Source organism: Pseudomaricurvus sp. HS19, assembly GCF_009857815.1.
Classification (GTDB): Bacteria; Pseudomonadota; Gammaproteobacteria; order Pseudomonadales; family Cellvibrionaceae; genus Pseudomaricurvus.
Window position 1 is genome coordinate 26,172 of the sequence record NZ_WVVW01000014.1, and the last position, 12,924, is coordinate 39,095.

Here is a 12,924-nt window from a genome sequence, read left to right on the forward strand (position 1 = left end):
CATGTGTTTATGTTTATTCGCTAGCGCAGCAGTGTAGCGCTATTGCGGGCTGAAGCGGAATCAGAAAGCCACAGCACTCCTGCAGAGTTGTTCACACATTAACCAATTGAGGGCTGCCCGCCAGCAGGGAATCCGCCAGTTGGGCAATATCGCCGGCCATCACAATCTTTTCCCGCCAGCTCGCGGGAATGGCGTCCACTCCATAGAAAGCCCCGGCAATCTGACCGCAAATGGCGGCGGTGGTATCAGCATCATCCCCCAGGTTCGCGGCCAGCAGGATAGCGTCGGCAAAGCTATCGGTCTGGTCAAAACACCACAGCGCTGCTTCTAAACTCTCCACCACATAGCCGCTGCCTTTGATCTGCTCCAGGGTTTTGCTGCGGTAGTCACCCTGCTGAATTGCTGCGATCTTGCGGGTCTCCGGTTGGTAGAGGTCGCAGTTGAGCAGCGTCTCTTTATCCGCACCATTGAGCGCACTGTGCAACAGGGCGGCAAAGTAACGACAGGCGTCGATGCACTCTTTGGCGGCGTGGGTGGTGCGGGAGCTTTCGCCGGCGTAGAGGATGGCTTGTTGCAGGTCGGGGCTGTAGTACATGACCACCGGGGCCAGGCGCATGAGGGAGCCGTTGCCGGCGGAGAAAGGATTGGTGGAGCCGGCGAAGGGATCGCCGTGGCTGAGGTATTGGCTCAGTGCCTCGGAGACCGTGGTACCGATATCGAAACAGCGGCCGTTGCTGCTCATGTAGCCGTGCAGGCGCCAGTTGTTGTAGCGCTGCATCTGGTCGTCGGCGTCGAAGCCCTGTTTCTCCAGCAGGGAGTGGGCCAGGCACAGCGCCATGGAGGTGTCGTCGGTCCACTGGCCGGCACGCAGGCCGAAGGGGCCGCCACCCACCATATCGGTGAGGGGTTCGAAGCTGTCTCGCTGGCGAAACTCCACGGTGGTACCCACGGCATCCCCGGCGGCGAGTCCCAGCAGGCATCCCTGGTAGCGCTGTTGGCGGTTTGGCATTACTCTTTTCCTTATGCGATAAGGCGTTTTAAGCAGTCCCTTCATAGTAAAGCGGATGTCCGGTAAACACATGACCCAGCGCAACTCAGGTGCAACTGAAATTACTCACCCGGTGAGCCTGCCGCTGTTTGCCCGTCTTTCCATCAACCGCTGCAACCAGCCGGCAGTGATCCTGGGTAGTCGTACCTTTCAGCAACACCCCGTGCCGCTGTGCCTGGATGGTGTGCAGGAGTTGCACAGCCAGCTGTTCCGCGCGTTGGAGGATATCGACGAGGCGGAGGTGCGGGCGCTGCACTTTCGCCAGTATATGAGTTCGGCGTTTCTGTTGGGCAAAAGCGACGAGGCGGGGTTCGATCCTGCCAATCAGGGTGTGCGGCGTGACAAGGCGGATTACCTGCGATTGCTGCGGGGCTGGATGTTTAACGCCGATGGTGTGGAAGCGGCGGTGCTGAAGCGCTGGGTGGAGTCGCGCTTTGGCCTGCGGGCGCTCAATCATCGCGGTTCGTTGAGTGATCCCAACAGCGAGACCTACGAGCGCTTCGAGGCGGACTTTCAGCGCGGCCTCTACAACAGCAATGCGCTGGAGTCGCAGCTGGACCTGCTCTACAGCTACTGCCAGTACGAGCTGCAGCGACGCTGGCCGGACGAAACTCACCGTACACTCTATCGTGGGCTTAACTGGCTGGAGGATCACTATGTGATCGAACAGCCGTCGGCGGATGAGTGTGTGTTGCTGCTCAACAACCTTAACTCCTTCAGTTGCGACCGGGATCATGCCTCGGCCTTTGGTGATGTGATTCTGGAGGCAACGATTCCTCTCTGTAAGCTGATCTACTTTCCCGGGTTGTTGCCGGGGGTGTTGCAGGGGGAGAGTGAGTATCTGGTGTTGGGCGGGGTGTGTGCCGCGTCGATGAGTCATTATTGAGGCTGGTTTTGATCCGTTAATACCGTTTTATGGCGTACTCAGAATTAGTTGTTGTTCTTGGTCCGGACACACCTATTGTCATTCCCGCGAACTTCATCTGTCGTCATTCCCGCGCAGGCGGGAATCCAGAGCATTCCTCCGGTTATAGCCACTCCAGCTTATGCCGGAACCCAGAAGTTTTTGCCGGCAGTGGATTCCCGCCTGCGCGGGAATGACGTGGGGTAGGTTGCGGGCAAAGAGGCAGGGCTGCACGGGAATGACGTGGGGTAGGTTGCGGGCAAAGGGGCAAGGGCTGTACGGGAATGACGGGGGATACACTCAGGCACAGACCTCAAACGCTTCAATCCAATCCTTCGACCACAGCGCGGCTTTCAGCGGTGCATTGGCATCGGCGCGGGCATCAATGGTGAGGACGTCGCCGACCCGCCGGGCACCGCAGCGGTAGAGGGCGTCTTCCAGTAGCAGGCCGGCGTGGGCAAAGCGGGAGTAGCCGCGATCACCCAGGGCAATCACACCGTAGCGGCGGCCGCTTAGGTCGATACGCTCGTTATCCAGGGCGGAGAAAACCGGCAGGATGTTGCGGGGGATTTCGCCATCGCCGGTGGTGGAGCAGCAGATCAGCAGAATCTCGTCCTCGTCGCGGGTGAGGTCGGTGGCTATGGCTTCGTCATTGGCGAACGCCTCGTGACCCAGTTTGCCAAGCAGGGCACTGACCGCTTCGGCGGTGAACTTGGCGTTGCCGTAGACGCTGCCGACAATAACTTGCACCTTGGCCATGGTGACTTTCCTCGTTTCTGTGAAGTGCTAAAGACTTTCTGTGTCAAACCCTTTCAATGACCGCTCATCACTTGCGCTGCGTGTCATCAATCACAAACTCCACCCCGTCATTGCGAGGCGCGTCTTTCAGTGCCGAACAGCGCCGAAGCAACCCATATTTGGCACATTGTCGCCTACTTGGTGGTAAGCCGGAGTGGTTCGCCCGCTTCCTGCTGCTGAGCGTCAGCCACTCACCTCGTCACCACGCTGCGCTCGCGATGACCTTCAGGCATTTTGTTCGCGAACCCTGCACGCTGAGATCACGCTGCATCGGCCGCAGCCACAGCCTGCTCGTAGGACCACAGGATCAATTCCTTCAGCCGCTCATCGTCAAAGTTTTCCACCCGCAATATCACCAGCCAGTGGCCGGGGCCGCGGTCGCTGGTGCGGATATGGGGCGGGTCGTAGAGCTCCTCGCAGTCCGCTTCGGTGGCGCGAACTAGGAACTGCCACTGGATGGGGGCGCCGGTTTCGAACTGGGCGAAGGGTTCGTCACCGGCCAGCAGGGTGAAGCGTTGACCCTGTCCGGTCTCGCTCTCCTTGCGGGTGCCCGGCAGCGACAGGCAGTACTGCAGAACTTCGATGTATTTCATGGCGATCACTTTTGGCTATCACAGATGTCGGCATCTTTTTTTAAGCCCGTCATTCGATGGGCGCGCCTTTTGGAAATAGAGCGGTGCAATATTCCGGCCGCGCCCCACAGGCTTAATAAATCAGTGACTTAGGTGGGCAGCACTGGTCCGGCTTGTCGTTTCCCCTGCAAAATGGAGCGACATTGGATGTCGCAAGTTCGACAGCGGGACGGCAACACACGGGGTTTGGGGCCGGTTGGCGCACTGTCTGGTGCCCGGGACGGCTGGCACAGTTTGTGAAACTCAGGTGAGAGGGTGTTTGGAGAGAGCACTCATCAATACGTCGAGCGACAGCACGAACTGACCCAAGAGCCACGTTTAAAACCACAAGGCACAGCCAGAGATATGTCACGCCCCCCGTTTCCGATTTCCGCCAAAACCAACCAGCTACGGCTGGTAAACACCGATACCGCAGTACCCGACAACGCCGGTCCGGCAGTGAAGAGCAAATCCCCGGCACTGGTGCGGGGGCTGGCCTATCCGGCCTCGCAGTTAACACAGGCTCGCCCCGCCGGACTTGTTGGGGGGCTCGACTACAGCGTCGGTGCCGGGCGGGTGTTGCCCGCGGCCGGAACGGAGCCGGGGTTTTTGTGGGACTGGGACGCCATGCCGGCAGGCGACCGCGACAACGCCCTGGCCAGCAACAGCCTGCAGTTGCAGAATCCCACTTTGCTTGGGCCGGAGATTTACAGCGTGCGTAATACCCACTGGCTGACGGTAAAGGCGGAGTTCCCGCTGCACTATCGCAGCAGGGATTTCGCTGCCCGCCTGGGGGAGATCCGGCTGGTGGAGTCGCAGCGTTTTCTCACCCTGCAGGATGGCTCGCGACGGGCGATTCTCGACACCGGCGATGAGCCGGTGCTCTACCTGGAGCCGGGGGAGGAGGCCACGGTGCTGCGCCAGCAAACACCCTGGCAGCCGCAGGGCGAGAGTAGGGACTACTGTTTTGACTATCGCATCTCCCAGCGCCTGCCCATTGAGGCGGAGGGCCAGCTGGTTCAGGGCGTGACAGTACTGGAGCAGTTCACCAGCTATTTTCTCGAACGCCCCCTGAGTGACAGGCCCGGGGAGTCCATCTGGGTACCGGCGGCGGCACCGGTAAGTTGGGGCTGGAGCATGCGCGCGGAACCGCAGGATGGCGGCTGGGCGATCACCCGCCGTAAACTGATATTGCCCACGGTGGGGCATGAAGGGTGGGTGTTGCCGGAGTGGGGCAGTAATACAGAGGAGTGCTTATGCTGGACGTAGCGATTATTGGTGGTGGGCTGTCGGGGCTTTCTTTGGCGGCCCGTTTGAGGGAAGCGGGTACTCACTCCGTGGGTGTGTTCGAGGCCCGGTCGCGGCTTGGTGGGCGCATCCTGAGCACCCCAACCGCCGAGTCTGATCCCGATACCCGCTTCGACCTGGGCCCCACCTGGGTGTGGCCGGGAGATCAGCCTCTGTTGCGGGAGTTTATCCGTCGCTACGACCTGCAGCTGTTTCCCCAGTTCCAGTATGGCCGTGCCCTGTTCCAGTCGGCGGTGGGGCAGGTGCCACTGCGTATTCCCGACCCCCAGGCTTACAGCGGCGCTTACCGGATTCGCGGTGGTGCGCAGCGGTTGATTGATGTGTTGGCAGAGCAGCTGTCGCCTGAGCAGGTGTATCTTGAACATCGCCTGTTGCAGGTGCGGCAGCAGGGTGAGGGGGTGGCTCTGAGCTTTGAGGCTCCGGGCAACAACGTGGTGCAGCAGGCCCGTCGGGTGGTGTTGTGCCTGCCGCCGCGTCTGCTGCAACAGCAGGTGGCGTTTGAGCCGGCGCTGGATGAGCGTCTGCAGCAGATGTTTGCCGCCACACCCACCTGGATGGCGGGGCACGCCAAGGTGATTGTGGAATACGAGCGGCCGTTCTGGCGTGAGCAGGGGCTCTCCGGTAACGGTTATGGCCAGTACCCGGGTGCGGTTTTGGGGGAGATCTTCGATGCCTGCGGTGTGGGTAACGGCACTGAGCCCGGTCGTGCGGCACTGGGTGGTTTCTTTGCCTTGCCGGCGGGTGTCCGGGCGCAACATCGGGCGCGTCTGGAAGAGGCGGTGATCAGTCAGCTGCAGGAGTTGTATGGCCCGGCTGCGGCTGAACCGGTGGCGATTCATGTAATGGACTGGTTTCAGGAGCCGGCCACCGCGGTGGCGGCCGATGCCGATGTGCCCTCCGAACACCCCAGCTACGGCCACCCCTGGCTGCGGCTGGATCATTGGAACGAAACTCTCTGGTTCGGTGCCTCCGAAACCGATCACCGCTTTGGTGGCTACCTGGAAGGGGCGTTGCAAGCGGCGGCGCGGGTGGCGGCGGATCTGACTGCCAGCTGATCCGCCATCCCCGATGCGTCATTCCCGCACCGGCGGGAATCCACATCGCAGCACTGCCCCGTTGTATCTGTTAGCCCCCCTTCCCGCATAGGCCGAAAGCTGCAGCCCACTCAGCACTCTGGATGCGTGCTCATCGGTTTACGGTTTACTTTGCCGGTGGCGCGTTAATAGTCTTTGGTGGCGGGGCTATAGACGGCACCTATTGCGGCTCGCTCTCACTGCAACCTGTTGATTTTGCGCATAATACGGGTATTGTTAATGCCTTGTGTGCCAGGGGGGCTGCAGGCCCGAGCTATGTTTCACTATTTTGGTTTTGGCTCCAATCTGAGCATCACTTCGCTGCGGGCCAAAGGGGTGGAGCCGTTGTCCGCTCGCCGGGCAGTGCTGCAAGGCTGGCGGTTGCGCTTCAATGTGCAGCACTTTTTCCGTCACGAAGGCGGCGTGGGCAATATCGAGCCATCGGATAACCCGCAGGATCGGGTGCTGGGTGTGCTCTACGCCTGTCCGGATGAGTCGCTGGCACCACTGGATGCCACTGAAGCCTGCGGCCACGGTTATGACCGCATCCGGGTCGAGGTGGAGACCGGGTCGGGTGAACGCATCAGCGCCTACACCTATGTAGGTATGCCTTTATTTATCGATGAGAGCTGCCGTCCCAGCAGCCGCTACCTGGATATTCTGGTGAGTGGCGCACGTGCCGCCGGTCTGGATCCGACCTACGTGCAGGAGCTGATGGCACAGCCCCTGCACCAGCCAGAGGTGTATCCTCTCTACACGCCTCCGGCGGGTGATTATCCGGTGTTTACGGCGGATACACTGGCCGCCGAGTCAATGTATACCGCGTTGTGGGGCTCAGTGTTTGATATGTCCCGGGCGCGCCCCCTGCACGAATACCTGAAAAGTTTTTTTGGTCGTCGCGACATGACGCTGTTTCACCTCAAGCGTTTAAACAGCAGCGACGGCAGTGAATCCATGGATGACATCCGGTACGGACGCTTTAATGAGGCCCAGCGGGATTACCTCAACGCTTACCTGAATGAGTACGCGCGGGAGTATCGCTACGTGGGCCGCTTCGATTACAACGAGCAGTGAGAGCTACAGCTATGGATCGCTTATCCGCGGCACAATTTCCCCCGGCACTGGGGCACGGACCTGTTGAGGAGATCTTCCCCAACGTCTTTTTCGTCACCGGCGCTATGGAAACTGTACTGCAGGGCATGGATTGGGCTTTCAGTCGCAATATGACCGTTGTGCGCGACGGTGAGCGTCTGATTATCTTCAACAGTGTGCGTCTGACGGATGAGGCTTTGGCCGGGTTGGACTCGCTGGGTCGGGTGACGGATGTGGTGCGTCTCGGTGCCCTGCACGGTCGTGATGACCCCTTCTATGTGGACCGCTACCAGGCCAACTACTGGGCGCTGCCGGAGATGATCCATGAGAGCGGTCTGCAGGCGACACACACACTGGCGCCAGACTCGCTGCCGCTCGCCGATGCCGGGTTGTTTGTCTTTGAGACCACGAAAATCCCTGAGGCCGTTGTGCTGCTAAAGCGCGAAGGCGGTATTGCGATTGCCTGTGACGCACTGCAGAACTGGCTCGCGCCGGATCAATTTTTCTCCGATGCGTCGAGTGAATTGATGCAGCAGATGGGTTTCTTCACCCCGGCCAATATTGGCCCGGTATGGATGCAGGCGGCGGAGCCCGCCGCCGGGGATTTTGTGCGTTTGGCTGAGATCCCCTTCAGTCACGCGCTGTGTGGTCATGGTGAACCGCTGCGCGACAGCGCGCAGGCCGATTACCAGGCCACCTTCAGTCGCCTGTTCGGTATCTGATGCCCTTGCCACCATGGCCTCCGATTTGACCACCCCGGGTTTTACGGAATTGGCCGGGATGCAGGTGCCCGGCTACTGCATTGACGAGCTGCTCTACCGCCTGGAAGGGCGGGTGGTCTACCGTGCCTGTCGTCTGGTGGATGGCGCAGAAGTAGCGATCGAAACCCTTGATACCCAATTCCCGAACCGCCTGCAGGTGGCGGCGATCCGGCGTGAGGCAGCCATTGCCCGGCGCCTGGCCGGTGTAGACGGTGTGCGGCAAATTTTCGACACCGTTGCCCACGGCAGTGGCAACCTGGCGTTGGTCGGGGAGCTGTTCGAAGGCACCCTGCGCACCCGGCTGGAGTACAGTGGCGGTGCAGGCTTGCCGCTGGGCACTGTGCTGGATATCGCTCTGCGCCTGGTGCGCGCGCTGGACGGCGTGCACAGCAACGATCTGGTGCACAAGTCGCTGATGCCGGAACACATTCTCTACGAGCCGTTAACCGGGCGCCTGGCGCTGGCCGGTTTTGGCATTGCCTCTGAGCTGGATCAGGAGCGACAGGCAGTACAGATGTCGCGGCGTCTTGAGGGCGACCCGGCTTACATCTCGCCGGAACAGAGCGGGCGCATGAACCGCGACCTGGATTACCGCTCCGATTACTACTCCCTTGGAGTCCTGCTGTTTGAGTTGCTCACCGGCCGTTCGCCCTTTCAGGCGGAAACGCTGCTGGAGTGGGTGCACAGCCATATCAGTCGCCTGCCGTCGCCGCCTCACGAATTGGCTCCCCATGTGCCGGAGGCGCTCTCGGCGGTGGTGTTGCGCCTGTTGGCGAAAAGTCCGGAGGCCCGCTACCAGAGTGCCCGGGGCCTTCTGCATGATCTGAATGAATGCGCTGATGCAGTGGCTGCCGGACGTACGCCGGAGCTGTTTGTGCCGGGGCGGCATGACGAAGTACAGAAATTCCTGGTGCCGCAGCATCTGTACGGACGCGATAGCGAGCTTCGTGAACTGTTGGGGCTGTTTGAGACGGTAGTGGCCGGTGGTACCGAGTTTTGTCTGGTGCACGGTTATTCCGGTGTCGGCAAATCGGCACTGGTTAACGAAGTTGATCGCCCTCTGGTGCGCGAGCGCGGCTTTTTTGTGCAAGGCAAGTTTGACCAGTTTCAGCAGGGCGAAGCCTACACCGCGCTGGCGGCGACGTTTCGCGGCCTGGTGCAGCAGATACTGGCGGAGCCGGAAGCATCGCTGGCCCGGTGGCGCCAGCGTCTGCAGGAGGCACTGGCGCCCAACGCCCGCCTGGTAATCAATCTGGTGCCGGAGCTGGAGCTGATCATTGGTGCACAGCCGGCAGTGGCAGCCTTGCCGCCGGCAGAAGAACGCAATCGCCTGCATCTGGTGCTCACCGCGTTTCTGCGGGTTTTCGCCGCAGAGGGACATCCGGTGGTGCTGTTTCTCGACGATCTGCAATGGAGCGATGTGCCGACGCTGGAGTTGTTGCATCGTCTGGTCACCTCCCGCGAGCTGACCCACCTGTTGTTGATCGGCGCCTATCGCAGCAACGAAGTGGGTGCCGGGCACCCGCTGCGACTGTTGCTGGATGAGCTGCAGGCGCAGAAAAATATCCGGCAGTTACCCGTCGGTCCGCTGGATCGTGCTGCAGTCACGCAGCTGGTGGCTGACGCTCTCTGCTGTGACCGGGACGGGATACGCCCGTTAAGCGACATGCTCTACGACAAGGCGCAGGGTAACCCCTTCTTTACCAATGAGCTGCTGCGCCAGCTGCACAAGCAGGGCGCGATCAGGCCGGATCCGGAAAGTGGTCGTTGGCTCTGGGATCCGGCAGCGGCGCACTGGTCGGGCATGAGCAACGACGTCGTCGAATTTATGATGGCGAACCTGCGTCGTCTGCCAGCAGAGACACAGCAGGCACTGCAGTTGGCCGCCTGCATCGGTGGCACTTTTGATTTGCACACGCTGGCCACAATTTACGAACATTCGACGGAAGAGACGGCGGCTGTATTGCTGCCCGCGCTGAAGCAGCACACGATTCTGCCACTGCACAGTGACTACCGTCTGGTCGGTGGCAATTTGCAGGACAGCGGGCACGACTCGCTCAACCTGAACCCGAGCTATCGGTTTCAGCACGACCGGGTGCAACAGGCGGCTTACGGCCTGATCGATCACGGGCGGCTGGCAGAAGTGCATCTATCCATGGGGCGACTGCTGTATGCCGATGCGGGCGAAGCGGCGTTGCACGAGCGCCTGATCGATATTGTCGGGCACCTCAACGAAGGTCGTGTACTGATGGTTGACGCCGGCGAGAGGCAACTGCTGGCGCAGTTGAATCTGAGCGCGGCGATACGGGCGCGGCACTCGGCAGCGTTTGAAGCGGCGTTCAACTATCTGTGCGTTGCCCGGGAATTACTGCCGGAGGATCCCTGGCAGCAACAGCCACACTTTATGTCAGAGCTGGCGGCCGAAATTCAGCAGTGCGCGTATCTCACCAACCGCACAGAAGAAGCCGAGCAGTGGATTGAGGTTCTGCTCACACATGCGGGATCCGATCTGGAGCGCAGCGATATTCTCGCGACCCGCACCCGTCAGTACGCCACGCTGGGTCGCATGGACGACTCCATACGTGCCGCCATCGAAGGTTTGCGTCTGCTCGGGGTGCGCTTTACAGATCAGCCGACTCTGGAGGATATTGCCGAAGAGCGGCGGTTGGTGTTGGAGAATCTTGGTGAGCGTCGCATTGAAGATCTGGTGGATGCGCCGCTGGTGGAAGATGAGGCCACGCTCACTGCCATGCGTCTGCTGATGGAAATTTTTGCCGCGGCGTTTCTCTCCGGCAGTGGCAACATCTTCCCCTACCTGGTGCTTAAATCCGCCAACTTTTCGCTGCGACACGGCAACTGCCCTGAGTCGGCATTTGCCTACGCTGCTTATGGCATGCTGCTCTGCGGGGAGCTGGATGAGCCAGCGCTCGGGTTTGAATACGCCAAGGTGGGACTGGCCATTAACGAGCGTCTCGATGATCTCACCCTGCGCGCGCGGGTGATCTATGTGTACGCCATGTTCGTGCACCACTGGAGTCGTCACTGGTCCAGTCTGACGCCCTGGTTCCGCAAGGGGATCGAGGCGGGTTATCAATCCGGTGACCTGCTCTATCTGGCCTACAGCGCACAGGACTGTGTGATCTGGGATCCGACCCTGGACCTGGAAAGCGCCGAACGTTTGCACGCCGAGCACCTGGAAATTGTGCGTGAGTGCGCCTATCAGGATTCGCTTGATTCCGGCACTCTGTTTCTGCAGTTGCAGCGCAATCTGATGGGGCGAACCGATGGGCTCTGCTCGCTGAGTGATGAGACATTCGATGTACAGCAGTGCCTGGCGGGAATGCGACAGCGCGGCTTTATGACCGGTATTGCCAACTACCACATCTACAGTGCGGAGATCTGCCAGCTCTATGGTGATTACGAGCAGGCCCTGGAGCATGTGCGCGCGCAGGATAATCTCATCAAGTCTGCCATGTCACTGCCACAACTGGTGCGCTTTTATGTGGTCGCCTGCCTGACGTTGGCAGAAGGTTATGCAGGGATGCCAGCCGCCGGACAGCAGCTAACCCGCAGGCGCCTGCAACACGACTTGTCCCGCATCCGGCACTGGGCCGACAACTGTCCGGAAAATTTTCTGCATTTGCAGTGGTTGATGGAGGCGGAACTGGCGCGCCTGGATGGCCATAACGATCTGGCGCTGGACAGGTTTGATGCCGCCATTGATGCTGCGCGCAACAGCGGCTTCCTGCGTGACGAGGCCACCGCTAACGAACGCGCTGCACGTCACTTACTGGCTCTTGGGCGCCAGCGCTCTGCCGAAGGCTATCTGCGCGCGGCGCATCGTGTTTATGATCGCTGGGGCGCTCGTCGCAAAGTGATTCAGCTGGAGGAGGAGTTCCCGGTATTACGTGAGATCCTTGCGGGCAGTCGAATGCTGGCACCAGATGAGGCAAACGGTGACCTGGACCTGGCGTCTGTGATGAAGGCTTCGCGGGAAATTTCCGGTGAGATCGTACTCGATCGACTGCTCAAAACCACGGTGGCTATTCTGCTGGAGAACGCCGGTGGTCAGTGGGGCTGCCTGGTGGTGCGGGAGGAGGGTCGCCTGCGGGTGGTTGCCAGCAAGCTGCCGGACGAAGGTGCACAGTCGCTGGACTTGCCGGCTCACTCGCTGGTGCCAATGCTTGAGGGCGGGCAGCTGCCGTTACCTGTGACCCTTATCAGCCAGGTGTTGCACAGTGGCGAAGCGCTGGTACTGCGCGATGCCAGCAGGGAGGGTCAGTTTGTGCAGGATCCGTATATGCTCAAGGCCAAACCGAGTTCGGTGCTGTGTGTGCCGCTGCGCCGGGAGAGTATCGAGGGTGTTCTCTATATGGAGAATAATCTCTCCAGCGATATTTTCACTCGCGAGCGTTTGGAGGTGATTCGCCTGCTGGCCGCGCAGGCGTCGGTGGCGATGGAAAATGCACAGCTCTATGAGCAGGTGCAGGATCACTCCCGCCTGCTGGAAGAAAAAGTGGCCGAACGCACGGCGCGACTGGAGCAGCTCAACCGCGAACTGCAAAGCCTGGTGGATCGCGATGGTCTTACCGGTGTGGCTAACCGTCGCAAGGGCGACGCCTACCTGCAGGAGGTGTGGGTGCGCCTGCGTCGCGAGCAGCGACCGCTGTCGGTGATCATGCTCGACGTGGATCACTTCAAAGCCTATAACGACACTTACGGTCACCAGGCTGGTGATGACTGCCTCAAGGTTGTTGCACAGGCTGTAGTGGAGGAACTGCATCGCCCGGCGGATCTGGTGGCCCGTTACGGGGGGGAGGAATTTATGCTGATCCTGCCGGATACCGATGTGGAAGGCGTGAAGCAGATTGGCGAAAAAGTTCGCAGTGCCATTGAAAGGCTGGCCATTGCTCACCTGCGCTCATCGGTTGGCCAGGTGGTAACCATCAGTGCCGGTGCCGCATCGGTCATTCCGCAACAGCAAGGCGGTGTGGAACAGCTGCTGCGGGATGCTGACGTAGCGCTCTATCAGGCCAAGCGTCAGGGGCGTAATCGCGTCCTGCATGCCGCGCAGTCGTGATGGGAATCCCTATCCTGCGATCTTGAGTCACACACATCTGTCATTCCCGCGCAGGCGGGACTCTGGATCTGATCGTCATTACCCTGCGGTCATTCCCGCACAGTCGGGAATCTGGATCTGATCGTCATTACCCTGCGGTCATTCCCGCGCAGTCGGGAATCTGGATCTGACCGCCATTACCCTGCGGTCATTCCCGCGCAGGCGGGAATCCATGTCCCCTTTGCCCCAATTGTGGGGATTGGCACAGCC

At 60.5% G+C, this 12,924-nt stretch carries 9 protein-coding genes; 6 read left to right on the forward strand and 3 right to left on the reverse strand.

The genetic code is table 11. The features are described 5' to 3' along the window. Window positions 1–91: 91 nt before the first annotated feature. Window positions 92–1,009 carry an ADP-ribosylglycohydrolase family protein gene (locus tag GSF27_RS16040; RefSeq protein WP_160971018.1) on the reverse strand — a complete coding sequence of 306 codons (918 nt, stop codon included), beginning with the start codon at window positions 1,007–1,009 and terminating at the stop codon, window positions 92–94. 70 nt (window positions 1,010–1,079) lie between these two features. On the opposite strand from GSF27_RS16040, the gene GSF27_RS16045 reads away from it, so the two are divergent. Further along, window positions 1,080–1,934 (forward strand): NAD(+)--dinitrogen-reductase ADP-D-ribosyltransferase, encoded by an 855-nt coding sequence (locus tag GSF27_RS16045; RefSeq protein WP_160971020.1) that lies wholly within the window; start codon window positions 1,080–1,082, stop codon window positions 1,932–1,934. A gap of 318 nt (window positions 1,935–2,252) precedes the next feature. On the opposite strand, the gene GSF27_RS16050 is transcribed toward GSF27_RS16045, so the two are convergent. Continuing rightward, window positions 2,253–2,711, reverse strand: coding sequence for a flavodoxin domain-containing protein (locus GSF27_RS16050; RefSeq protein ID WP_160971022.1), 459 nt, complete (start codon window positions 2,709–2,711; stop codon window positions 2,253–2,255). Between the two features lie 299 nt (window positions 2,712–3,010). After that, entirely contained in the window at window positions 3,011–3,343 is a 333-nt protein-coding gene (locus GSF27_RS16055) for a hypothetical protein (protein WP_160971024.1), read from the reverse strand. Window positions 3,344–3,727: 384 nt separating this feature from the next. On the opposite strand from GSF27_RS16055, the gene GSF27_RS16060 reads away from it, so the two are divergent. From GSF27_RS16060 to GSF27_RS16080, 5 genes are all read left to right on the forward strand, one after another. Next, entirely contained in the window at window positions 3,728–4,630 is a 903-nt protein-coding gene (locus tag GSF27_RS16060) for a hypothetical protein (protein WP_160971026.1), read from the forward strand. Continuing rightward, a complete protein-coding gene (locus tag GSF27_RS16065; RefSeq protein WP_160971028.1) occupies window positions 4,618–5,724 on the forward strand; it encodes an FAD-dependent oxidoreductase in 1,107 nt (368 codons plus the stop codon). Before GSF27_RS16060 ends, GSF27_RS16065 begins: the two co-directional genes overlap by 13 nt. Window positions 5,725–6,018: 294 nt before the next feature. Beyond that, the gene (locus tag GSF27_RS16070) at window positions 6,019–6,816 is read left to right on the forward strand and encodes a gamma-glutamylcyclotransferase family protein (RefSeq protein ID WP_160971030.1); all 798 of its coding nucleotides are present in this window, start codon (window positions 6,019–6,021) and stop codon (window positions 6,814–6,816) included. A gap of 11 nt (window positions 6,817–6,827) precedes the next feature. Beyond that, window positions 6,828–7,556 carry a hypothetical protein gene (locus tag GSF27_RS16075; protein WP_160971032.1) on the forward strand — a complete coding sequence of 243 codons (729 nt, stop codon included), beginning with the start codon at window positions 6,828–6,830 and terminating at the stop codon, window positions 7,554–7,556. A gap of 13 nt (window positions 7,557–7,569) precedes the next feature. After that, window positions 7,570–12,675 (forward strand): diguanylate cyclase domain-containing protein, encoded by a 5,106-nt coding sequence (locus GSF27_RS16080; protein WP_202410506.1) that lies wholly within the window; start codon window positions 7,570–7,572, stop codon window positions 12,673–12,675. Window positions 12,676–12,924: the final 249 nt, after the last annotated feature.

Excerpts from the sequence above, each read along its gene's own strand:
- GSF27_RS16040 (WP_160971018.1), bottom strand. The coding sequence starts at position 1,009 with ATGCCAAACCGCCAACAGCGCTACCAGGGATGCCTGCTGGGACTCGCC.
- GSF27_RS16045 (WP_160971020.1), top strand. The coding sequence starts at position 1,080 with ATGACCCAGCGCAACTCAGGTGCAACTGAAATTACTCACCCGGTGAGC.
- GSF27_RS16050 (WP_160971022.1), bottom strand. The coding sequence starts at position 2,711 with ATGGCCAAGGTGCAAGTTATTGTCGGCAGCGTCTACGGCAACGCCAAG.
- GSF27_RS16055 (WP_160971024.1), bottom strand. The coding sequence starts at position 3,343 with ATGAAATACATCGAAGTTCTGCAGTACTGCCTGTCGCTGCCGGGCACC.
- GSF27_RS16060 (WP_160971026.1), top strand. The coding sequence starts at position 3,728 with ATGTCACGCCCCCCGTTTCCGATTTCCGCCAAAACCAACCAGCTACGG.
- GSF27_RS16065 (WP_160971028.1), top strand. The coding sequence starts at position 4,618 with ATGCTGGACGTAGCGATTATTGGTGGTGGGCTGTCGGGGCTTTCTTTG.
- GSF27_RS16070 (WP_160971030.1), top strand. The coding sequence starts at position 6,019 with ATGTTTCACTATTTTGGTTTTGGCTCCAATCTGAGCATCACTTCGCTG.
- GSF27_RS16075 (WP_160971032.1), top strand. The coding sequence starts at position 6,828 with ATGGATCGCTTATCCGCGGCACAATTTCCCCCGGCACTGGGGCACGGA.
- GSF27_RS16080 (WP_202410506.1), top strand. The coding sequence starts at position 7,570 with ATGGCCTCCGATTTGACCACCCCGGGTTTTACGGAATTGGCCGGGATG.